Raw genomic sequence first — 22,939 nt, 5'->3', positions numbered from 1 at the left:
AGTTAAAAAGGATTAACCCGCCTTCCCATCCACTCTCGCCCGCCAATAAATCGGTGCAAACTTGATCGCCCACAATCCAAAACACGTCAACCAAACCAGCGCCGCCAGCACGTAGAACATCGATGCGACCGCTGCTGGGATAATATCGGCCAGAATCCGGATTACGGCAGTTGCCTGGAAGCCCAGGAACAGCAGCCAGGTGAAGCGGTCGAGTTCCAATGGCCGTCCGGAGTGGCCGAGGGTGACGCGCGAGGCCATGGCGAGGATCATGCCGGAGAAGAAGCCAATACCGAGCGCGTGCAGCGGGGCGAGGCCCAGGATCAGGTTGCCGAAGGCGAAATACACCAGGCTTTGCACGGCGTAGAGCAACATGGCGATGCCAAACCAGGCGAACGAGATATGCAGCACCGCCAGCAAGCTCACCTGAAAACTGCGCTGGAGTCCCCAGCGGTACGATAAATACAGCGCGCATCCGGCCAGCGGGAAATCGGCGAGCCACAAATAGGTGGTGAGTTCGAAGCATTGCAACAAACCGTGCGCGGCGATGCAGGCGAGCATCAGCCACAGCATCCAGAACGGTCTTACCATTTCGTAGTTTTCCAGCACACGGCTGGAGAAAAATGGAATCATACGGTGCGACACCGTCAGTACGATCGGCAGCAGGAAAAACCAGAGTCCGGCAACGCGCGCGCAATCGAGTGCCAGCGCAGCGCCGGTAACCAGCCATACCAGGTACGCCAGTACACCGAGCCAACCCATCACCAGCGCAACGCTGGTGACCCGGGCGTGACGCTTATCCTCCACCGGTGCAGTCAACAGGATGCGCAGTAACACGTAAAGCGCGATGCCCCAGCCGGACAGCATCAATTCCACACCGGTGATGCTGATGACTTTATGCGTCAGCAGTCCGGCATAAAACAGTACAACGCCGCTCACCATCAAGATGCAGGTAGTGACATATTCTTGCGGCTTCACTTTTTCACCGTTCATCCAGTTTGGGTAGGTGGTAAACAAAAACCCGAAAATAAAAAACGGGAAAAAACCGTAAACCATCAAAAACGCATGCGCCCAGGTGGGCGCGACGCTCCAAGCGGTCATCGAACCGGCGATACCGTAGCGCCCGGTCAAGTCGAAGATCCACCACAACACGGTCAGCACGCCTTGCAGCGCACCGGCTAGAAAAAGGCTGCGATGCGGCGCAGCGGAAAGATGATCGCGTACAGTCGACAATATATTCATTCGGATTCCTTGTAAAACGTGTTTACTTTCATGGTACTAACAATCTGTTTCATCGTCCGGTACGATAATTTCTCTTCAATGCGGTTATTTGTTATGATGCGTGTCCCGCTTCGCGCAACGAATTTTCATGCTTAATATTGATTTACATTGTCATTCTTCAATTTCTGACGGCGTATTGACACCGGCACAACTGGTCGAACGCGCTGCTGAGCGCGGCGTGGAAATTCTCGCATTAACCGATCACGATGATATCGCAGGCCTCGCCGAAGCGCGTAAGGCCGCTGAGGCGAAAAGTATCACATTTATAAACGGCGTGGAAATATCCGTCAGCTGGCGCGGCCGCACTTTGCATATCGTCGGCTTGGACATCGATCCCGATTATGCGCCGCTGGCTGAAGGCTTGACGGTTGTGCGCGCCGGACGCGCCCAGCGCGCCCGGAACATCGCCGCGGAACTGGAAAAAATCGGCATTCAAGGCAGCCTGGAAGGCGCCTACACTTATGTTGGCGTGCGCAGCTTGATAGGACGCACGCATTTTGCCCGCTTTCTAGTCGCGCAAGGATATGCCAAGGATGTTAAATCGGTATTCAAAAAATATCTGGTCAAAGGTAAACCGGGATATGCGCCGCACGAATGGGCATCGCTCGACGATGCAGTGAGCTGGATCTGCGGCAGCGGCGGACGTGCGGTCATTGCCCATCCCGGGCGTTACGATTTGGGCAAAAACGTGCTGAACGATCTGCTCGATGAATTTTGCGCTCTAGGCGGATCGGCGCTCGAGGTGGTGACTTCGAGCCACACGCCGGAGCAAATGCAGCATTTCGCCCGGCACGCCAACAACAGGAATTTGCTGGCTTCCTGCGGCTCGGATTTTCACGGACCCGGCGAAAGCCATTTCGATCTCGGGCAATTGCCGGAATTTCCGCTGGGTTGCACCCCGGTCTGGCAGCATTGGAAAAACACCGTGAATGCAGAATTGATCGATTGAGACACTGATTTTAACAACCCCTGCCGTGGCGCAATTTTTCTCTATCCACACCGACACGCCGCATCTGCGGTTGATCAAACAAGCAGTTGCCATTGTACGCAGCGGCGGCATTATCGTGTACCCGACCGATTCGTGTTATGCCCTTGGTTGCCATCTCGGCGATAAAGATGCCATGACGCGCATCCGCACCATCCGGCAAGTAGACGAGCGCCATCATTTCACGCTGGTGTGCCGCAATCTGGCGGAAATCGCCAATTACGCCAAAGTCGATAACAGCCAGTACCGTCTGCTGAAAGCGACAACGCCCGGCAGCTACACCTTCATCTTGCAGGCGACCCGCGAAGTGCCGCGGCGCATGCAGCACCCGAAACGCAATACCATCGGCCTGCGCATCCCCGATCATCCGGTAGTGCAAGCGCTGCTGGAAGAACTCGGCGAACCGCTGCTCAGTTCCACGTTGATACTGCCGGAAGACGAGTTTCCGCTGAACGACGCGGAAGAAATCCGCGAACGCCTGGAGCACCAAGTGGAATTGGTGATGGACGCCGGTTCCTGCGGCATCGACATGACCACTGTGATCGATTTGACGACCGATGTGCCAGCGCTGGTACGGCAAGGTAAAGGTAGTCTTGAACCGTTTGGAATCAGCCATGGATGAAATCATTCAAGGCATCGCCATTTACGCGCTACCGGTGATTTTCGCCATTACCATGCACGAAGCGGCGCACGGCTATGTCGCCAAGAAATTCGGCGACCTCACCGCTTACAGCGCTGGCCGTATCAGTCTCAATCCGGCGCGGCATATCGATCCCGTCGGCACGATCCTGGTGCCGCTATCGCTCTTCGTTCTGAGCAAACTAACCGTTGGCGCGGGATTCTTATTCGGCTGGGCCAAACCGGTACCGGTCAATTTCGCCAATCTGCGCCACCCCAAGCGCGATATGCTGTGGGTCGCCGCAGCCGGTCCTGGCGCCAATCTGCTGATGGCATTTTTCTGGGCGCTGATGATCAAGCTGGCCATCGCCTTGCCCGGGAGTGGCTTCGCCAAGCCGCTGGCGCTGATGGGAATCGCCGGAATCGAAATCAATGTCGTTCTGATGGTGCTCAATCTGCTGCCGTTGCCACCCCTGGACGGCGGCCGCATGGTCATGAGTCTGCTGCCGCATCGTTTGGCTTACCAATTTTCCCGGATTGAGCCTTACGGCTTTATGATATTACTGGTATTGTTATTCAGCGGAGTTCTGGGTGCCGTCGCCGGACCGGTTATTCTGGGAGTTAAAATTATCATCGCGTCCATTTTCGGGTTATACATCTAACATCTTACATTTGGAATATCAACATGTTTGCTGATCGCGTTTTGTCCGGTATGCGCCCCACCGGCAGCCTGCATTTAGGGCACTATCACGGCGTGCTAAAAAACTGGGTGAAGTTGCAGCAGCAATACGAATGCCTGTTTTTTGTCGCCGACTGGCATGCCCTGACGACCCATTATGACACACCGGAAATCATCGAGCAGAATGTTTGGGACATGGTGATCGACTGGCTGGCTGCGGGCGTCGACCCATCGCAAGCGACGCTGTTCATACAATCCAAAGTGCCGGCGCACGCCGAACTGTATCTGCTGCTGTCGATGATGACGCCGCTCGGCTGGCTGGAACGCGTACCGACCTATAAAGACCAACAGGAAAAATTATCCGAGAAAGACCTCAGCACCTACGGTTTTCTCGGCTATCCGCTGCTGCAAAGCGCGGATATTCTGATTTACCGCGCCAACCGGGTTCCGGTCGGTGAAGACCAGGCGCCGCATCTGGAATTCACGCGTGAAATTTCGCGCCGCTTCAATCATATCTACGGCAAGGAACCCGGTTTTGAAGAAAAAGCGGAAGCTGCGATCAAAAAGCTGGGATCGAAGAAATCCAAACTGTATACCGAATTGCGCACGCTGTACCAGGAGCAGGGCGACGAAAACGCACTGGAAGAGGCCCGGTCGTTGCTGAACGAGCAGCAGAATTTGAGTCTGGGTGACCGGGAACGTTTATTCGGTTACCTGGAAGGCGGCGGAAAAATGATTCTGACCGAACCGGAAACATTGTTGACCGAAGCCTCCCGAATGCCAGGGCTGGACGGTCAAAAAATGTCCAAGTCGTATAACAACACCATCAGTCTGCGCGAAGACCCGGAAAGCATCCGCAAAAAAGTGCGCACTATGCCGACCGACCCGGCGCGCGTGCGGCGCAGCGATCCGGGCGATCCGGCCAAATGCCCGGTGTGGCAGTTCCATCTGGTGTATTCCGACGACAAAACCCGCGAATGGGTGCAATGGGGTTGCAAGAATGCCGAAATCGGCTGCCTGGATTGCAAAGCGCCGGTGATCGACAAAATCCTCGCGGAACAAGAACCGATGGCCGAACGAATCAAAAAATATGAAGAAGACCCGACGCTGGTACGCAACATCATCGCCGACGGCTGCGAAAAAGCCAACAAGCTGGCGGAAGAAACCATGCGCGATATCCGCGAAGCGATGGGGCTGAGTTATTCCTGATGCATCACCACATTACACGACACGGTGAATTTGGTACCTGATGCAAGTTGAACCTCAGCCGGTCGCTACCATCTGCGGCGAGCCGCTGCTGGAGATCCCACAGGACTTATATATTCCGCCGGATGCGCTGGAAGTTTTTCTGGATACGTTCCAAGGCCCTTTGGATTTGCTGTTGTATTTGATCCGCAAGCATAATCTGAACATTCTGGATATTCCGATGGCCGAGCTCACGCGGCAGTACATGGCCTACGTTGAGATGATGCGCGTGGATCAACTGGAGTTGGCCGCTGAATACCTGCTCATGACTGCGCTACTGATCGAAATCAAATCGCGCATGTTGCTACCGAATCCCAAAACAGAAACGGCAGAAGAGCATGATCCGCGCGCCGAACTGGTGCGGCGCTTGTTGGAATACGAGCAAATGAAAAAAGCCGCCGAACGCCTGAACGACATTCCGCAAGCCGAGCGCGACTTCAATATCGTGCAAGTCTGGATCGAACAAAAAACCGCGACACAATTACCCAATATCAATAGGGACGATTTACGCAACGCGTGGGCTGCCATTCTGATGCGCGCAAAAGTTAACCGGCACCATCAAATCAAGCGCGAAACCCTGTCCGTGCGTGCTTATATGAGCCAAGTGCTGCGTGATTTGCGCGGCCATCAGCAAGTTGAGTTTTATGATTTGTTCAGCCCTGCAGCTACAATCGCGGAAGTCGTCGTGACCTTTCTGGCCGTTCTGGAATTGGCCAAAGAATTGCTGCTGGAAATTTCGCAATCCCCCGATAACGGAATGATTTATGTCCGCACCATTGACATCGCTCAGTCCTAGCCAGTTGGATGCGCCGGATGCCCTGGACTCGCTGAGTCCTGAGAAAACCAAACAGATCCTGGAAGCGGCCTTGCTTACAACCCAAGATCCCTTACCCATCAGCGAATTACGAAAATTGTTCAATAATGAATTAAGCGCTGCAGTTTTGGCGAATTTGCTGCAAGAAATCCGTGACCATTGGCGCGATAGCGGTGTGGAACTGGTAAGAGTGGCCAGCGGCTGGCGCTTCCAAACCAAGGCGGATATGCAACTGTATTTGGAACGTTTGACGCCGCAAAAAGCGCCGCGTTATTCACGCGCGGTTTTGGAAACGCTTGCCATCATCGCTTATCGCCAGCCGGTCACCCGCGGCGATATCGAAGAAATCCGCGGGGTCAGCGTTTCCGGTTCGGTGCTCAAAACACTGATGTCACGCGGCTGGATTGAAACAGTCGGCCATCGTAACGTACCGGGAAAACCGGCACTGTTTGCTACCACAGCTCACTTTCTGGACGACCTGAATCTGCGTTCCTTGGATGAGTTGCCGCCACTGGAAGAAATGAGATCGTTACTTGAATCCGATGGCGATAACCAAGCGTTACCTTTACCGGAGCCGGAGGAATTATCCGGTCATTGAGATTTTGCCGCCTGCTGCGCTTCGATGAGCGCGCGTGTGAGATGCGGCGCGATCACTTGCAGCAACTGTCCGAAAACCCTTGGGTTCCCTGCCACGATCTGGCCGCTTTCCAATTGCGTTTCATTGCCTTCCAAGTCGCCAACCAAACCTCCGGCTTCGGTGATTAGCAAACACCCGGCAGCCATATCCCACGGCGCCAGACCGATTTCCCAAAAACCGTCGTAACGCCCGGCTGCGACATAAGCGAGATCCAGCGCGGCGGATCCCGGCCGGCGGATCCCGGCGATACGCGGCACGAGGTCTTTCAACATGGCAAAATAAGCATCGATATGCGTCAAATCACGAAACGGCAAGCCAGTACCGATCAAACAATCATCCAGCTTGGTGCGTTTGCTGACACGAATGCGGCGGTCGTTCAGAAAAGCGCCGCCACCCCGGCTGGCGGTAAATAATTCATTCAAGTTCGGGTCGTAGACCACTGCGTGCGTGAGCACTCCTTTGTGCTTAACCGCAATCGAAACCGAATACTTGGGAAAACCGTGCAGAAAATTGGTCGTGCCGTCGAGCGGATCGATAATCCACTGATATTCTGATTTTTTCTGATCTCCCTGATGACCGCTTTCTTCCGCCAAGATCGCATGATCCGGATAAGCCGTCAGCAGCACTTTGATAATCGCTGCTTCGGCTGCACCGTCGACCTCGCTGACATAGTCGCTGTGCGACTTCTTCGATACAGTGAGTAAATCCAGATTCTGGGATGCCTGATTAATAATATTACCGGCACGGCGCGCGGCTTTCACCGCAATGGTCAGCATAGGATGCATAGTGTTGATTCAGAATTTACAAAAAGCGCGATTTTAATATGAATCGATCCCGCCCGCTTGATTTTAGATTTAAGAATTGTTGCGACACAGTCAACTCTACTTGCCGCAGAAAAACGAACAGAAAATAAAAAAACCGCATTCCAACAACGGAATGCGGTCCTTCTAGCGAACTAAAGCTATGCTTTAAGCGCTGATACGGCGACGTGCTGAGAAACCGATCAAACCGAGACCAGCCAGCAACATAGCATAGGTTTCTGGTTCTGGAACGGCCAGGATGTACTCGTAGCCGAATGATACAGAATGACCGCTACCAATGGTACCAAGATCGTAAGCCAAGTTGATTGAATTATCAGCAAAACCATAACCTCCAACCGCTTGTCCTGCGGCTAACATAAGAGCTGGATCAACCGGGCTGCAGCAGGTCGATAGATCAATGTAAGGTGCAATTGAAAATGCAGATGCACTGGTTGTATTATGGAGAGTTACATTATAACCGTCCAAACTGGTAGCTCTCACAGCAGAATCGCCACCTAATGCGAGGATTTCGTTCGTAGTGCCAAATCCGAGACCGGCTGGTACACCTTGGTCCGGGTCAAAACCGACACCCCATTGTACGCCCGTAGCAGCCGCTCCAGTGTTGTTCGTAAGAATAATACCGACTGCGATATGACCATCTGTAGGAATGGTAATTGTTTCTGTCAGCGCCCAGCCACCTCCTCCACCACCGAAATTGGTTGTGACAGTCACGCTTCCACCAACTCCAAAAGTGGTAGTAGCTAATGGATTGCTTGAAGTTACTTCATCGGCAACCGCAACAGATCCGCCATTGGCATTCAGTGACCAGTTGGAAGCGAAGGTGCCGAGATTTACAAATTCCCTGCCCGCATAGCTCATTCCCAGAGGTGAAGAAGAAGAAAAATAACCCGCATCATCGATGGTAGCTGATGTCAAACCAGAGCTGATTACGGTAGGCGCAGCGTTCGCTGCGGTAGCAAACGTACCGCACAGAGCTAACGCTACAGCAATGTGGCTTTTTTTCATTTCGAATTTCATAATTATTACTCCTTATTTTAAATTCTAAGACCACTCAATTTAATTAATTTCATATATGTATCCCCCCTTTTTTCAGGGTATGCATATTCTGTCTACAAAATATCCTTATTGCAATAAGGATATTGCTTATTTTTGCAAATTTCTTGCTTTACAAAAATTCCCACTGCCAAAATTAATGGCAAATATTTTATATTCAAATAGTTATAATATTATTACTATAGTAATAATTATCAACTATATTTCATAAATTCTGACATCATATTCATATTTCAGTATGAAAATTTTTTATGTCATCCGGAATTTTTGCAACCTCAATTAACAATCCCCTACCAGCACTAGCAAATAGCACTGTCAATCTGCATCTTTTTAAACAATTAACCGGTCGGACCCCTTCATAGAATGTCGTGCTAAATTTAACGTGCAAGAAATCTCAGTTCAAATTCTTCAAATAATCCTACTGAATCGGGATATTTTGTCAGAGAAAATTTCAAAAATGACACTTCTTCGGGATAAATACCCTCTATTTATCAAAATGTAGATTTGATAAAATTTACGCCAAATTAAATAGATAGAATAATTAATCTTGATAATCTATTTATACATAATAATTCTTGCATGAATGCAAGATGACAACAGCTTCTGATCGGGCTCCGTGAATAATTCAACCCTTCCTACCAAGGGTTTTATACAACTTTATTAAAATACTAAAAACATGGTTGTGGAGTCTCACGTAAAAATACGCCTCTTGGTGGCGGAAAGTTTTGAGCTTGTTCGCATGGGCTTGCGCTCACTGTTCGAGAATCATTCGGCAATTCGTCTTGTCGCCGAGGCCAGCTCAATCGAAGACTTATTCAAATTAGCGATGCATCACAAGCCGGATGTCGTTCTTATGGACCTGCAACTGAGCGGCGGCAACTATGCGGAACATATCGCCAAATTGCTACGCACCTGTCCGCACAGCAAGGTGCTGGCTTTTTCTCACCAAAACAGCGAGCAAACACATCTGCAAACCTTCCGTTCCGGAGCAATGGGCATCATCAGCAAGCACCATTCTTCCGATTTGTTGCTGAAAGCCATCTATGCCATTCATGCAGGGCAAATTTGGTTTGATCGCAACGTGACCAAACTGCTGTGGCAAGCACAGTTCGGTTCCCATTTACCCACTACGGAAATAGCGGCGGAAGGACGCGCATCACAGCAGCAACCTAAGTTAAGTGATAGTGAGCGTCATATCGCCTACTTGGCATGCAAAGGCTTATCGGCGAAAGAAATCAGCGCACAGCTGCTCGTTACGGAAAAAACAGTGCGCAATCAATTATCGGTTATATATAGAAAAATAGGCGTCAAAAAACAAATCGAGCTATGCCTGAAAGCCCCCATGTATAACTATTTCAAAGAATCTTATCTGCTCGGGACATTCATCCCCCAAGATAACGAAAAATAACCAACCTTTAAAACAAATGATATCTATCTAATAACAAATAAATTTGACAAACCCTCCGCATGACAACGGATCGAGAGCGATCATCAATTTCTGCAATTTATTGAACCAGTCCTGCATCACAAAAATATTTGGGATATTTTATCTCATGATAATGAAAAATAGCATAACTTTATCGACAATTAAGGACAAATGACATCTATTTAACAGAAAATAGATTTGATAGACTCCCGCCTGCATTAATAATAAATAGAAAGCGATCATCAACTTCCGCGATCTATTGACCCAATCGTGCATCACAAAAAAATCGTAAGTTACCGGCATTCAATGGCCGGATGTTTCTTATGACTTTTCCATTTGTACTGCACTTTTTCACACAAAGGAGGGTGTTTATAATGATGTTTCAATCCAATCAACTGTGGCATGCCAAGGAATTCCCCGAGGATTCCCCAGCAATGTCAAATAGCGCTTTGTTAAAACAATCGCTTGCTGCAATCTGTCTTGTATCCGCCATGTCGTTTTTACCTATGGTGGAGAGTTCTGCGGCCAATCACATCATACGTTTAACAGCGGAAGAAACGCGCAACGACGGGTTCGGCAACAAATTGATGGCTTACAAAATGCTAAGCCACATAGTTGATGGTGCGGACATCACCGATCGCTACAGTCCCGATGCGACCATTCCCGGACCAACAATCGTGCTGACCGAAGGCGATGTTGTTCATATAACGCTGGAAAACGCAATTCCGGGCGCCTACACAAGCTCACCTAGGACTCCCAGCAAACAAGTCAGCGTGCATGTGCATGGCGTTCACTACGACATACTGAGCGACGGCACACTCAAAGTGATTAACAATCACGACGACGAAGGCTCAGGCGACGGTCTGGAAGCTTCGCACGCCACCTACGAATACAAGTGGAATGTAGCACCCGGAACGGCAGGCACCTGGGCCTATCACGATCACAATTTCGAAACCCATAACGGAGCCGAAACCAAAGGTCTATTTGGCGCCATCATCGTTAATCCCGCCCATTCGGCCGGTTACGCCAAGGAATATGTGCTTTATCTTGGCGATGATGCTTTCTGGGGTATGGAAATCGATGGCGCAAGCAAACAGCAATCGAAACATGGTGTTAATCCATCATTATCCGCTGAAAAAAACAGTAATGTCAGATTTCATCTGATTGCATTGGGTACCGATATCCACAATTTTTCATTAAACGGCTATAAATGGTTCGATCCGGGCACTCAAAACCTTATCGATCAGGCTGCGATCGGCCCGCTCGAGAAGCACGTATTTACCGTCAAGGCTAAAAGCAGCACGCAATACGTTGATAACAACTTCTCCAACAAACTGATGGGTATGGCCGGTCAATTTATCATCAAGTAGGTAATTGAAAAACATACCTGATAAGGAAAAAGACACTATGAATAAAAAGATTTCTTGGATTAAAAATCCATTTCCGATGCTGACAGCTGTAATGCTGATTGCCATTACTGTGTTGGCTTCTCCGGCGGCATTTTCGGCGATGCAAAGTTTTAATGTTACAGCCAAAACCCTGCCGAACGGCCAGCTAGCTTATGCCTTGGGTAGTGACGCGGAAGCTGTCGTTCCGGGTCCGGCTTTGTTTGTAAGACAAGGCGACACGATCAATGTAACGCTGACCAACAACACAGCGGTTGCGGTCGGCTTTAGCGTGCCCGGCTTGCAAGATAAGGGCAAAGGCACTGCGAACGCACTGCCAGGGCAAACGCAAAACTATACTTTTCATGCCAATAAATCCGGCACGTTTGTTTATCATGGCAATGGCAAGGAAATGCTCGGCTTGTTCGGTGCACTGATCGTCGATCCCGCCAGCGGCCCAGTCGATAAATTCGTCGACGACAATGGTGCGATCGTCCCAGTTTCGCATGCGGACATCGATAAGCAATTTGTGCTGTTCATGGTTGGCTCAACCTTCTGGGGCACCGAGATCTCCGGCGATGGCGCAACGCAAAAACCGTTGTGGGCAAATCCGAATCCTGGCGCAGTAGAAAACGACATCGTCCGTTTTCATATTTTATCGGTAGGACCCGGCCATACTTTCCATTTGCACGCGCACCGCTGGCTTAAAACCGGAACCAATGCGACCATCGACGTCAAATTACTGCAAGACGGTACCGATACTCATACCTTCACAGTCAAAGCGGGTAGCGGTGTTGGCGCGGGCGATTGGCAATATCACTGTCACCTGGTTTCACACATGGAAGCCGGTATGCACGGCAGCTTCAAAGTAGCGCCGGCCGGCGGCAGCGGCGCAAGCGTCGTCGGCGCATCGCCCTACGGACGGATTCTGCTTGGTCCTAAAGACGAACCCGGTTTGGTGACATTTGAAGTCAGCGATGAACCTGCCAGCTGGTTTAGAAGTGCGCGTGGAGATGCTATCGTCGGACTACCCTACGATATTAAAACCAAATCTTTGGAAGTTATGTCTCCAGGCAGCAGCGTAAATTTTGTCATGTCGGACACCAATGCTGTGCACACCATAAGCTCTCTGCTCTGGCCTTCAGGAGCGGCTCACATGCCTTTCAACCAAACCACTGCTTACCGGGGCGGCGGTATTGTCAAACTCGACACACCGGGCCTGTATGTCTTTACCTGTAAAGTGCATCCGTTTATGTTTGCCGCAATCATCGTCGACGATCCTAATACCGAAGGTCTTGATTTAGGTAACCCGGACGCCGATTATAAAATCGATCTGGTGACCGGCATCAAAGGGCTACCAACTAGCTCTGATCTGGCAGTTCGCTTGCTGAAAACATTTTTTATCGCCACTGCACCGGACAATTGGCAAGATTATTCAACCGGACATTGGAGCGTGAAGTTTCCAACCCTGCCGGTCAGAATCTCCGGCGCACCTTTTGGCAATATCGCCAGCGGCGGATTGGCGGCACCGTTATCAGCAGTTTTAAATAGTAACCAACCGATTGCGTTCGGCTCTAAACCAACAGTGCCCGGCGTAGGTGAAGTATGGGTTGATACGCAGTTCGAAAAAACCACCGGAAAATATAAACCAGGCACCATTTCAGTAGTCGATACGGCAAACTGGACTGTTAAACGCAAGATCGCATTACCCGAGATCAACATGAATAACCCGCATAATATGTGGACCAACCGGGATCAATCGGTCGTTTATCAGACTCAATGGTTTGATAACAAGTTAACCCTGGTTAATCGGGCCAATGGTAAATTGATCAAAAACATCCAGGTGGGGTATTCGCCTTCTCATGTGATGACATTACCGTCCACGGACGATGTCACGATCGCGAACAACGGCGAAGATAGCATCATGATGATGTCGGCCGGCACCGATTATGTCTTCAAGGCGCTGCCTACGCAAGCCGCCGGACAAAGCACGGCTCATCCGCACGGACATTGGATCAGCGCGGACGGCAGCAAGATCGTAACGCCGAATATCAGCACCGGTGATGTCGGGATTTACGGCAGCAAGGGTGGTATTGAAGCCAGAACCCCCACAGGAAACAATGTGCCAGGTGCGCACCCGGTTGCTATCGGTATGATGCCGGATTCAAGCAAAATTTATGCGACCAATCTGCTGCATCACACTCTGAGCGTGCTGGATGGAACGGGCAATTTGCTGAAAACCGTCAATCTCATTGCTGACTATAATCCAATTGATGGCACCTTCGCGGACAATGACGGAAATGGAAAAATTGCCGTCGGCGTATTGCCGATTCAGACACCAGTTGCTCCGGACGGCAAGTCTATGGTCATTGCTTCAATGGGCGGGCAAATCGTGGTCGTTGATACCGCAACCGATACCATCGCCGCAATGTTGGAATGCGATCCCGGTTGTCATGGCGCAAACTTCGGTGCTAAAAAAGGTGGCGGATACTACGCTTATGTCACGAGCAAATTCTCCAACCGGCTTATCGTAGTCGATACGGATCCGAATGGTGATGGCAACATTAGCGATGCTACGATCGCTGGGTATGTTCCTCTCGTAGCCGACGGAACCACTACAGCAATCGATGATACGGTTAGTCGCTTGCCTGGATTCGGCGGCCAAGGTGTATTGGCGATTCCTAATGTCTATAACGGTTGGGTGCAAAACCTGCCGGAAGCATGGAAAGTCGGCCTCACAGCCGCACAGAAAAATCCTGTAGGGCATTAATCGGAAACGCAACTGCCAGCAAAGCTGGCAGTTGCGTTTTTATCAGTCAAAAAAATGCAGCGGAAAGATTGTGTAATGGAATTACAAATCCAAAAGCGCGCTTTTCACCCGCTTGATCGAATTGAAATTGAGCATCGGTCAGTTTTCCGAACATATCTGTAGAAATGTTCATAAAAAAACACCTCACTAAACGAATAGTGAGGTGCCAAGGCTTCGTTCCGCATTCATACTCTTCTGGCGGTCAACGAGCAAGAGTGGTCGAAAAATTATAAAGGGATACTAATCATAGTGTTAACTCATTCTCTTTCTTTCAAGAGTTCCTTAAAACCCGATACCGATATAACCACCGGCGGTCATACCACTCAAATTGACACCGTCCGCTTTACCGGCGGTTAATTGATAGCGGCCATCAATGCCAATGAAGAAATCTTTCCAGATGTTGTAATCAACACCGGCACCAAACTGAACGCCAGGCACTATGTAAGTAATGGACTCAGAGGGTGGACTCATTACATGAACGGCAAAACCAGCAGGAATAACCCAAGGTCTCAATTTTGAACCTTCAAAGAATTTGACTTTAGGTGATGCTGATACCGTAAATTGACTGACGGTTACATTAATCGGATTCAGCGCACCGCCTGCTAACATACTGGGTACATTACCGACAGCACCGTTACCCAACACATGAGAACCAAACTGTTTATATTCAAACATTAATTCAGCAAAGACGGTGGTTTTTGGCATAAAACCCCATACATCTCTGGTTAATGCCCAATCTATACCCGCACCCGCATACCAGCCTTGCTTATCGGCTTGATCCTGAGCTCCTATGGGCAAGACATCACTTTGTATGGTAACCCCGTTGCGATGATTCATCATATGTGCAAAGCCGCCACGGAAGAACAACATGCGGGTTTTTTCAGTCACATCGACACCGATACGTTTCGTTATCGGGTCAACCCGTTCTACAAATGCGGCTTTTCTATCTTCAAGATCATTAACTTTCTGTACTGTCTGATTGGTGGTTTGTTCAATCGTGTTTACCTTTTGCACCGCTTGAGAAGATTCGGATTTTACTTTTTCCAGTTCCGATTGAATGGCTTGCAGTCTTTGCTCTAGAAGCCTGATACGTTCAGCCGCTGCATCAGCAGCCACAACTTGAGGTGCAGCCAATGTAAAAGCGGTCAAAAGCGAACCGGCAATAAAATTGAGGGCTAATTTTTCCTTTTGCAAAAAATACTTCATATAATTCTCCTTAGAGGTTTGGTTTTTTTTAGCTGACTTCAAAACTGTCACAGCATAAAAAAAAAGATTTGCAGCAGCATTGATCTGCGTCAACTTGATTGAAGAACGCAGTGAATATCCCGCTGCTTGCGGGCGAGATATTCATTTCAAACAATCTCATAAAACAGGGCATTTATCCATAAATAATAGGATATTTATCATGCAATTACCCCTACCAAGGTATCTTTTTCGGTACAAATGACACATATTTCCCTAAGTGACGGGCTTGATAAAATCATTGATCAATTAGATAGATAGAAAATTAATCGCCAGAATGAGTTCTTTGACACTGTTTCCACCCGTAGAGAATGCACTTACCGAACCTAACGGATTATTGGCCGTGGGGGGCGATCTTTCACCGCAACGCTTGCTGGCGGCTTATCACAAAGGCATTTTCCCTTGGTTCAATGAGAACGATCCGATCCTGTGGTGGAGTCCGGATCCGCGGATGGTGCTGTTTCCCGATGAACTGAAAATTTCCCGGTCGTTGCACAAAACACTCAAAAAAGATCATTACCAAATTTGTACGGACCATAGTTTTACTCAAGTGATGGAAGCTTGCGCCGCACCGCGCAAAGGACAGGCAGGAACTTGGATACACCCGCAAATGATTGAAGCTTACAGTGCTCTTCACGACATGGGACTGGCGCACTCGGTGGAAACCTGGGTCAATGGTGAGCTTGCGGGTGGACTTTATGGTGTGTCACTGGGGAAAATGTTTTTTGGCGAATCGATGTTTTCACGCCAGCCGGATGCCTCAAAAATCGCCTTCGTGCACCTGGTAAAGCAGCTACAATACTGGGAATATGGCATGATCGATTGTCAGGTCAAAACCAGTCATTTGGCGTCATTGGGTGCGCGGGAAATTTCAAGAACGGAATTCAGCCAAAGACTCGATGCTTTAATAACCGGAATCGAACCAGGGGAAAAATGGAACTTTGTTCGCACGTTGATCGAATAATTGAAGATACCTGTGCTTAAATTTCATACCACCAATCCTTATTCGTGCAGCTATTTGCCCGATAAACTGGCTTGCTCCGAGGTCGTTACACCGGAGCATCTCATCGATGCGCAAGCTTACGGGCAATTGGTGCAGGCGGGCTTTCGCCGCAGCGGCCATTACACTTACCGCCCCTGTTGTGAGCATTGTCACGCCTGCGTTTCGGTACGGGTTGATGTAAAAGCTTTCGTGCCCAAGCGCGCGCAGCGCCGCGCCTGGAAACAACATCAGCATTTAACCGCCTCTGTGCATCCGCTGCATTACAAACCGGCGCATTACGCGCTCTATCAACGCTATCAGACCAAGCGTCATTTTGGCGGCGGTATGGATAACGACTGCCGCGAGCAGTATCACAATTTTCTGTTGCAAAGCCATGTGAATTCGAAATTGATCGAGTTTCATGAAGATGAACAGTTGCGCATGGTCAGTATCATCGATTTGCTGCCGGATGGACTTTCCTCGGTCTATACTTTTTACGATGCCGGAGTTGTGCACGCAAGCTTCGGCACTTACAACATCTTGTGGCAGATCGAGCAGTGCCGGAAGCTTGATTTGGACTACCTCTATTTGGGCTATTGGATTAAAGAAAACCGGAAAATGCGCTATAAAGCCAATTTTCAGCCGCTCGAAGTCTTGATAAACAATCAATGGATCGTGCTGGATAACAACATCACTGCGTAAAATCAATCTATCATGGCAACCCGTTCCAGATAAAATTCCGGCATGCTTTACACACTCCTGCGTCCGCTGCTTTTCAAGCTCGATCCTGAATCCGCGCATCGCGTCACTTTCCGCGCAATCGAGCAAGCCAGAAAACTCGGCATATTAAAAATCGTTTCAATTCCCTGCCGGTCGCGCAATGTCATGGCGTTGAATTTTCCCAATCCGGTCGGCCTTGCTGCCGGATTGGATAAAAATGGTGAATATCTGGATGCGCTGGCCGCGCTCGGATTCGGCTTTATTGAAATCGGTACCGTCACACCGCGCCCACAACCGGGCAATCCGTCTCCACGCATTTTTCGCATTCCCGAAGCACACGCGATTATTAATCGCCTCGGTTTTAATAATCATGGCGTGGATCAATTGGTTGAGAACGTCAAACGCTCAACTTATGGGGGCATACTGGGCATCAATATCGGCAAGAATTTCGATACCCCGCTGGAAAAAGCAGTAGACGACTACCTGATCGGTTTACAAAAAGTTTACCGGCATGCCAGTTATGTGACAGTCAATATTTCGTCGCCGAACACACAAAATTTGCGGCAGCTGCAAGCCGCCGATGCGCTCGATCAGTTACTCGATCGATTAAAATCCGAACAAGCAAAACTGGCGCAAATTCATGGAAAATATGTGCCGATGGTAGTCAAAATCGCGCCTGATCTTGACGAAATGCAAATCGAATCGATCGCCGCGCTGCTGATGAAACATCGCATCGACGGCGTAATCGCTACCAACACTACGATCACCCGAGCAGGCATCGAGCACTTGCCGGCAGCCCAGGAAAACGGCGGATTGAGCGGCGCACCGTTAACACAACGCGCCACGGCGGTCATCCAGCAATTGCATCACGTATTGCAAGGTGCGATGCCGATTATCGGCGTCGGCGGCATCATGTCGGTACACGATGCGCAAGACAAGCTATCGGCCGGCGCAAACTTGGTACAGTTATATACCGGCCTGATTTATCACGGCCCGGATTTGATTAAGGAAATTATTCGAGCCGTTTGCATCGAGCAAAAAAAATAAGAATCAATTAAAAATGAATGAGTTGCTAATAGAAGCAATCGATGCACTGTTACCGCAAACACAATGCGGAAAATGCGGTTTTTCCGGATGCAGGCCTTATGCGCAAGCGATTGCGGAAGGCCGCGCGGATATCAATCAATGTTCGCCCGGCGATCAAGAAGGCATTGATAAGTTGGCGCAATTATTAGGAGTACCGCCCAAACCGCTGAATACAGCGCATGGCTCTCCCCGTTCCGCTATGATGGTTGCCCGGATTGACGAGGAATTGTGTATCGGTTGCACGTTCTGTTCCCGGGTTTGTCCGGTCGATGCTATCGTCGGAACCGGCAAACAAATGCACACCGTTATCGCCGCGGAGTGCACCGGCTGCGAATTATGCATCGCACCTTGCCCGATGGATTGCATCAGCTTGGTACCCACCGGTGAAAAAAAAGGTGATGATAAGAAACAAATGGCCGATAACGCGCGCACCCGCCACCAATTCCGCTTGCTGCGCTTGGAGCGGGAAAAACAAGCCGGCAAGGCGGGATCTAAGCATAAACCCGTCGTGCAAGCAGAAAAAAGCCTGACATCAGCGGATGAGCGTAAGAAAGCGATCGTTCAAGCCGCAATCCAGCGCGCCGCGATAGCGCGAACCCATCCTTATTCACCGGTAAAACCACATGAACGCAGCTAAGCGCCATGAAATTTTTGCCTGCCTGAAATCAGCCAATCCGCATCCGACGACCGAGCTGGAGTACAACTCCCCTTTTGAACTGCTGATCGCGGTCATTCTTTCGGCGCAGGCGACCGACAAAGGCGTGAATCGGGCAACACAGCGATTATTTCCTCAAGCGAATACACCGGAAACGATTCTTGCACTGGGTGAAACGGGTTTGGCTGAATTCATCAAAAGCATCGGGTTATATAAAACCAAAGCAAAGAATATCTTGGCGACGTGTCAATTGCTGATACAGCAGCATTACAGCGAAGTACCCCGCACGCGCGAACAACTGGAAAAATTGCCCGGTGTCGGACGCAAAACCGCGAACGTCATTCTGAACACCGCATTCGGCGAACCGACAATCGCGGTCGATACGCATATTTTCCGGGTCGCCAATCGCACCGGCATCGCACCTGGGAAAAATGTACTCGAGGTAGAATTGAAACTATTGAAAGTGGTACCGAAAGAATTCCGGCACGATGCGCACCATTGGCTGATTCTTCACGGCCGCTACGTCTGCAAAGCAAGAAAACCGGCTTGTGCAATTTGTAAAATAAATCACTTATGTGAATTTAAAGATAAAAATATTTAGCTTCCATCACATCATCATGTTTAAACCATCGAGAGAACAAGTGCGGCAGTTATTTTTTGAAACTTGGCGCAAATACCGCCAGCGGGAAATATTATCCGGTATCGAAACAATCGCACTCGAGGTAATTTTGTCGCACCCGGAATACCACGACATTCTCGGCGACCCGGAACGCCATCAGGATAAGGATTATTTACCTGAGATGGGGAATATCAATCCATTTCTGCATATGAGCATGCATGTTGCAATCAAGGAGCAATTATCCATTGATCAACCGAAAGGTATTTGCGAACGGTTTACACGATTGCGACAGAACGCTGGAGACGAACACGCAGCCACTCATCGGATGATGGAATGTTTGGCGGAAATGATATGGCAAGCGCAACGCACGCAATCCGCGCCGGATGCCGATATCTATTTTTCCTGTCTGGATAGACAGTTGGATTCAATAAATTAATGAAAACGGGATAAACACTATTATTTGTGTTTATCCCGTTCTTAATTCGTTATTGATTCAAATAAAAATATTATTTGTTTGAATTCAGATTACCTGACTGACTGGAATAGTAAAAAGCCAGATTCTCAATATCTGCTGGTGTCAGATTAGCAGCCATTCCTGCCATAACAGGATCTTTTCTGTTGCCGGATTTGTAATCATTCAGCACTTTTTCTAAATATGTTCTATATTGCCCACCGATTTTGGGGAAATTAGGTGCAGGGCTATTACCGTCAGCACCGTGACAGGAAGCACAAACTTCCGCTGCTTTACTTTTACCTGCGTCGAGGTCAGCAGCCATCAACTGGCCGGAGAGTATCAAAGCCGCGCCACTTAATGCAGCAATTACATAATTCTTCATAATTCTTTCCTTGCGTAAATGACTCAATTAATTTTTAGAATAGTATGCAGCAAAATCTTCCATATCTTGTTGCGATAATGTTTTAGCTAAGCTTGTCATGGTAGGGTGGCTACGTGTGCCATTTTTGTAGCCTTCCAATGCCTTAACGATATAATCCGCATGTTGTCCGCCAAGCTTTGGAACACTATATGCGCTGGGGAAAGCTGTTTTATAGCCTGGAATCCCGTGACAACCTTCACACATTGACAACTTATCTTTTGCTGCTGCTGCATCTCCAGCCGCTTGAGTCACCCCTGAAAACGCCATAAGCATACCCAAGGCAAGTAATAAATTCATAATCAATTTTTGTTTCATGTAAGCCTCCTTCTCTCAAAAGTTGAACTTTAAACGATGCGCCCGATTTGGTCAATGAATAAGTGCAAGTATGTCCATGTTGTTTATATGGAAATTGTCATCGGAGCTACGATTTCTCAGCCGTTTTCGATTCTAATTCTTCCCATCTTGCAAAGCAATCTATCAATTCTTTTTCAATCACAGTAATGCGAGTTTGTAATGCTTTTGCTTCATCCGGATAATCGCGGTAAATCGCCGGTTGACTCAAGCGCAAAGTAATATTTGCCTGTTCTTGTTCCAACACATCGATTTTACTGGGTAATGTTTCCAGCTCGCGCGCTTCCTGGTAACTCAGTTTTTTAACCCGAGGAAACCTTGGCGCTTTGGAACTGCTGGTTGGTGAAGTTTCTGACTGCTTCGATAATATTTTCTGCTGACCGATATTATCTTCAAACTGTTTTGCACGTATCCAATCTTCATAACCGCCAATATATTCACATAATTTTCCATTTCCTTCAAATGCAATTACTTGAGTGACGACATTATCCAGAAATTCGCGGTCGTGGCTGACCAGAAACAATGTACCGGCATAGTCTTGCAGCAAGGCTTCCAGCAATTCCAGCGTCTCGATATCCAGATCGTTGGTGGGTTCGTCCAGCACCAATACATTGGCAGGGCGGGTAAACAATCGTGCCAGCAGCAAACGATTCCGTTCACCACCCGACAACGATTTGACCGGAGAACGGGCGCGTTCCGGAGGAAACAGGAAATCCTCCAAATAACTGATGACATGCTTGCGCTTGCCGTTGATCTCGACAAAATCGGAACCCGGACTGATGGTATCAGTCAAAATCATTTCTTCATCGAGCTGTTCGCGCATTTGGTCGAAATAAGCCACTGATAACTTGGTTCCTTGCTGAATGGTGCCCGAATCCGGCTGTATTTCACCCAAGATCAATTTCAACAAAGTCGACTTGCCAGCGCCGTTGGGCCCCAATAATCCCACCCGGTCACCACGCATGATGCGGCAGGAGAAATCGTTGATGATCACTTTGTCGCCGTAGCGTTTGCTGACATGCTCCAGCTCGGCAACCAATTTCCCCGAGCGCTCTCCGGCATCGAGATTGATATTCGCTTTTCCAGTTTTGTCCCGCCGCGCCGCGCGTTCCAGCCGCAATGCTTCCAGTCTGCGAACCCTGCCTTCATTGCGCGTGCGCCGCGCTTCGACACCTTTGCGTATCCAGACTTCCTCTTGTGCCAGGAATTTATCGAATTTCTGGTTATGGATCGCCTCGACTTCGAGCATTTCCGCTTTCTTACGTTGATAATCAGTGAATTTTCCAGCAAATGACTGCAATTGGCCGCGATCCAACTCGACTATCCGGGTTGCGACATGATCGAGAAAACGCCGGTCATGCGTGATAAACAACACGCTGCCGGGAAAATCCCGCAACAAACTTTCCAGCCACTCGATCGAAGAAAAATCCAGATGATTGGTCGGCTCGTCCAGCAACAGCACATCCGGCGAAATCACCAGTGCGCGTGCCAGTGCGACACGTTTCTTCAAACCGCCGGAAAGATGCTCGATCAATGTATCCGCGGGCAGATTCAGCTTATCGATCACCGTTTCTATCTTGGCCTGCAGATTCCATCCATCTTCCACTTCCAAAGCGGCTTGCAGATCTTGCATGCGAACCAACAGCACATCGGTGTTTTCCGGCGCTTCACCCAAAGCGTGTGAGATGGCATGGTAATCCTGCAAAATCCTGCTGATATTGCCCAAACCGGTGGAAACTTCCTGGTATACCGTGTTCGATGGATTTAACAACGGTTCTTGCGCGACATAGGCCAGTTTGACGTTGGGTGCGCGCCACAGCTTGCCGTCATCGAGCTTGAGCTCACCGGCCAACGCGCGCAGCAAGCTTGATTTACCGCCACCGTTTCTGCCGATCAACCCGACGCGCTCACCCGGATCCAATTGTAAATCGGCATGATCGAGCAAGGCATGATGACCAAAGGCCAAACAGGCATTTTCCAGTGTAATAAGCGGCATCAGGGAATTCTAAGTTTGAATGAAACAGTTTGCGGGACTAATCGATTTTTTGTTTCTGAATTTGGCAAAAATCAAGGGAAGTCATTGTGTCATGCTTTCCCCTGCTTGGCAAAAACAGGGCATGAATAAAAATGGAGCCCGCAGGCTCCATTTTGATCGTCATACTGCGATGCAGCTTATTTCAATCACTCCGCCGAGGTTACATTGATTTTCTTCGGTTGCACCGCTTCACGCTTCGGTATCACCACTTCCAGCACGCCGTGTTTTGACGATGCGGAAATCGCCTCGGCATTGGCGGTATCCGGCAAACTGAAGCGCCGGTAGAAAGAGCCATAGGTGCGCTCCACCCGTTTATAGCCTTCCTTCTCAGTCTTGCTTTCCGATTTTTTCTCGCCTTTGATGGTCAGCACGCCATCTTCCATGCTGATATCGATTTCTTCCGGTTTAACACCGGGAATATCCGCATGAATGACAAATTTATCCGCTTCTTCCTTAATATCCACAGCCGGCGCCCATTCGGCGGTTGCGGTCGAACCTTCCGCAACGCTTCGATCCAGTTCTCTTTGCAGCTGACTCAACAGACCCCAAGGTTCATAACGTGTAATAGCCATACTCAATTTCTCCTTATCGATTAAAAAAGTACATTGCGTAAATCACAGTTAC

General features: G+C 49.2%; 22 protein-coding genes and 1 pseudogene. 15 read left to right on the top strand and 8 right to left on the bottom strand.

What is annotated here, in order from left to right; all coding sequences use genetic code 11:
• Positions 1-12: 12 nt before the first annotated feature.
• A complete protein-coding gene (locus HRU78_00425; protein ID QOJ22296.1) occupies positions 13-1,239 on the bottom strand; it encodes an NnrS family protein in 1,227 nt (408 codons plus the stop codon).
• 127 nt (positions 1,240-1,366) lie between these two features.
• On the opposite strand from HRU78_00425, the gene HRU78_00420 reads away from it, so the two are divergent.
• From HRU78_00420 to scpB, 6 genes are read left to right on the top strand one after another with little or no spacing between them, the layout of a single operon-like run.
• A complete protein-coding gene (locus tag HRU78_00420) occupies positions 1,367-2,227 on the top strand; it encodes a PHP domain-containing protein (GenBank protein QOJ22295.1) in 861 nt (286 codons plus the stop codon).
• A gap of 25 nt (positions 2,228-2,252) precedes the next feature.
• The gene (locus tag HRU78_00415; protein QOJ22294.1) at positions 2,253-2,885 is read left to right on the top strand and encodes a threonylcarbamoyl-AMP synthase; all 633 of its coding nucleotides are present in this window, start codon (positions 2,253-2,255) and stop codon (positions 2,883-2,885) included.
• Entirely contained in the window at positions 2,878-3,543 is a 666-nt protein-coding gene (locus tag HRU78_00410) for a site-2 protease family protein (GenBank protein ID QOJ22293.1), read from the top strand. The genes HRU78_00415 and HRU78_00410 overlap by 8 nt, the downstream gene beginning before the upstream one ends.
• A gap of 23 nt (positions 3,544-3,566) precedes the next feature.
• A complete protein-coding gene (locus tag HRU78_00405) occupies positions 3,567-4,769 on the top strand; it encodes a tryptophan--tRNA ligase (protein QOJ22292.1) in 1,203 nt (400 codons plus the stop codon).
• A gap of 40 nt (positions 4,770-4,809) precedes the next feature.
• Positions 4,810-5,601 (top strand): segregation/condensation protein A, encoded by a 792-nt coding sequence (locus HRU78_00400; GenBank protein QOJ22291.1) that lies wholly within the window; start codon positions 4,810-4,812, stop codon positions 5,599-5,601.
• Entirely contained in the window at positions 5,570-6,217 is a 648-nt protein-coding gene (gene scpB, locus HRU78_00395; protein QOJ22290.1) for an SMC-Scp complex subunit ScpB, read from the top strand. The genes HRU78_00400 and scpB overlap by 32 nt, the downstream gene beginning before the upstream one ends.
• On the opposite strand, the gene HRU78_00390 is transcribed toward scpB, so the two are convergent.
• Entirely contained in the window at positions 6,211-7,041 is an 831-nt protein-coding gene (locus HRU78_00390) for an inositol monophosphatase (protein ID QOJ22289.1), read from the bottom strand. The genes scpB and HRU78_00390 overlap by 7 nt on opposite strands.
• 183 nt (positions 7,042-7,224) lie before the next feature.
• A pseudogene (locus tag HRU78_00385) lies at positions 7,225-7,317 on the bottom strand (PEP-CTERM sorting domain-containing protein).
• A 1,489-nt stretch (positions 7,318-8,806) separates the two neighbouring features.
• Between HRU78_00385 and HRU78_00380 the strand changes: the two are divergent.
• The 3 genes from HRU78_00380 (at position 8,807) to HRU78_00370 (ending at position 13,711) form a co-directional block, all read left to right on the top strand.
• Positions 8,807-9,538, top strand: coding sequence for a response regulator transcription factor (locus HRU78_00380; GenBank protein ID QOJ22288.1), 732 nt, complete (start codon positions 8,807-8,809; stop codon positions 9,536-9,538).
• Between the two features lie 392 nt (positions 9,539-9,930).
• Positions 9,931-10,926, top strand: coding sequence for a multicopper oxidase domain-containing protein (locus tag HRU78_00375; GenBank protein ID QOJ22287.1), 996 nt, complete (start codon positions 9,931-9,933; stop codon positions 10,924-10,926).
• A gap of 76 nt (positions 10,927-11,002) precedes the next feature.
• Positions 11,003-13,711, top strand: coding sequence for a multicopper oxidase domain-containing protein (locus HRU78_00370; protein ID QOJ24843.1), 2,709 nt, complete (start codon positions 11,003-11,005; stop codon positions 13,709-13,711).
• 321 nt (positions 13,712-14,032) lie between these two features.
• On the opposite strand, the gene HRU78_00365 is transcribed toward HRU78_00370, so the two are convergent.
• On the bottom strand, positions 14,033-14,956 hold the full coding sequence (locus HRU78_00365; protein ID QOJ24842.1) for a porin family protein: 924 nt from the start codon (positions 14,954-14,956) through the stop codon (positions 14,033-14,035).
• Between the two features lie 313 nt (positions 14,957-15,269).
• Here HRU78_00365 and HRU78_00360 point away from each other — a divergent pair, with 313 nt between their 5' ends.
• From HRU78_00360 to HRU78_00335, 6 genes are read left to right on the top strand one after another with little or no spacing between them, the layout of a single operon-like run.
• The gene (locus HRU78_00360; GenBank protein ID QOJ22286.1) at positions 15,270-15,956 is read left to right on the top strand and encodes a leucyl/phenylalanyl-tRNA--protein transferase; all 687 of its coding nucleotides are present in this window, start codon (positions 15,270-15,272) and stop codon (positions 15,954-15,956) included.
• Between the two features lie 12 nt (positions 15,957-15,968).
• Positions 15,969-16,676 carry an arginyltransferase gene (locus tag HRU78_00355; protein ID QOJ22285.1) on the top strand — a complete coding sequence of 236 codons (708 nt, stop codon included), beginning with the start codon at positions 15,969-15,971 and terminating at the stop codon, positions 16,674-16,676.
• A gap of 42 nt (positions 16,677-16,718) precedes the next feature.
• Entirely contained in the window at positions 16,719-17,741 is a 1,023-nt protein-coding gene (locus tag HRU78_00350) for a quinone-dependent dihydroorotate dehydrogenase (GenBank protein ID QOJ22284.1), read from the top strand.
• A gap of 13 nt (positions 17,742-17,754) precedes the next feature.
• Positions 17,755-18,417 (top strand): RnfABCDGE type electron transport complex subunit B, encoded by a 663-nt coding sequence (locus tag HRU78_00345; protein ID QOJ22283.1) that lies wholly within the window; start codon positions 17,755-17,757, stop codon positions 18,415-18,417.
• Entirely contained in the window at positions 18,404-19,036 is a 633-nt protein-coding gene (gene nth, locus HRU78_00340) for an endonuclease III (protein ID QOJ22282.1), read from the top strand. The genes HRU78_00345 and nth overlap by 14 nt, the downstream gene beginning before the upstream one ends.
• A gap of 16 nt (positions 19,037-19,052) precedes the next feature.
• Positions 19,053-19,490 (top strand): DUF1841 family protein, encoded by a 438-nt coding sequence (locus HRU78_00335; protein ID QOJ22281.1) that lies wholly within the window; start codon positions 19,053-19,055, stop codon positions 19,488-19,490.
• Positions 19,491-19,560: 70 nt separating this feature from the next.
• On the opposite strand, the gene HRU78_00330 is transcribed toward HRU78_00335, so the two are convergent.
• The 4 genes from HRU78_00330 to HRU78_00315 form a co-directional block, all read right to left on the bottom strand.
• On the bottom strand, positions 19,561-19,890 hold the full coding sequence (locus tag HRU78_00330) for a cytochrome c (protein ID QOJ22280.1): 330 nt from the start codon (positions 19,888-19,890) through the stop codon (positions 19,561-19,563).
• A gap of 27 nt (positions 19,891-19,917) precedes the next feature.
• Complete coding sequence (locus tag HRU78_00325) at positions 19,918-20,244, bottom strand: cytochrome c (GenBank protein ID QOJ22279.1); 327 nt, start codon at positions 20,242-20,244, stop codon at positions 19,918-19,920.
• Positions 20,245-20,350: 106 nt separating this feature from the next.
• Positions 20,351-22,276 carry an ATP-binding cassette domain-containing protein gene (locus HRU78_00320; protein ID QOJ22278.1) on the bottom strand — a complete coding sequence of 642 codons (1,926 nt, stop codon included), beginning with the start codon at positions 22,274-22,276 and terminating at the stop codon, positions 20,351-20,353.
• A 185-nt stretch (positions 22,277-22,461) separates the two neighbouring features.
• Positions 22,462-22,887, bottom strand: coding sequence for an Hsp20/alpha crystallin family protein (locus HRU78_00315; protein ID QOJ22277.1), 426 nt, complete (start codon positions 22,885-22,887; stop codon positions 22,462-22,464).
• Positions 22,888-22,939 lie beyond the last annotated feature (52 nt).

This window comes from Gammaproteobacteria bacterium (assembly GCA_015709635.1).
Classification (GTDB): domain Bacteria; phylum Pseudomonadota; class Gammaproteobacteria; order Burkholderiales; family Nitrosomonadaceae; genus Nitrosomonas.
Note: the sequence above shows the minus strand (reverse complement) of the source record. Positions and strands in the feature narration are given on the sequence as shown.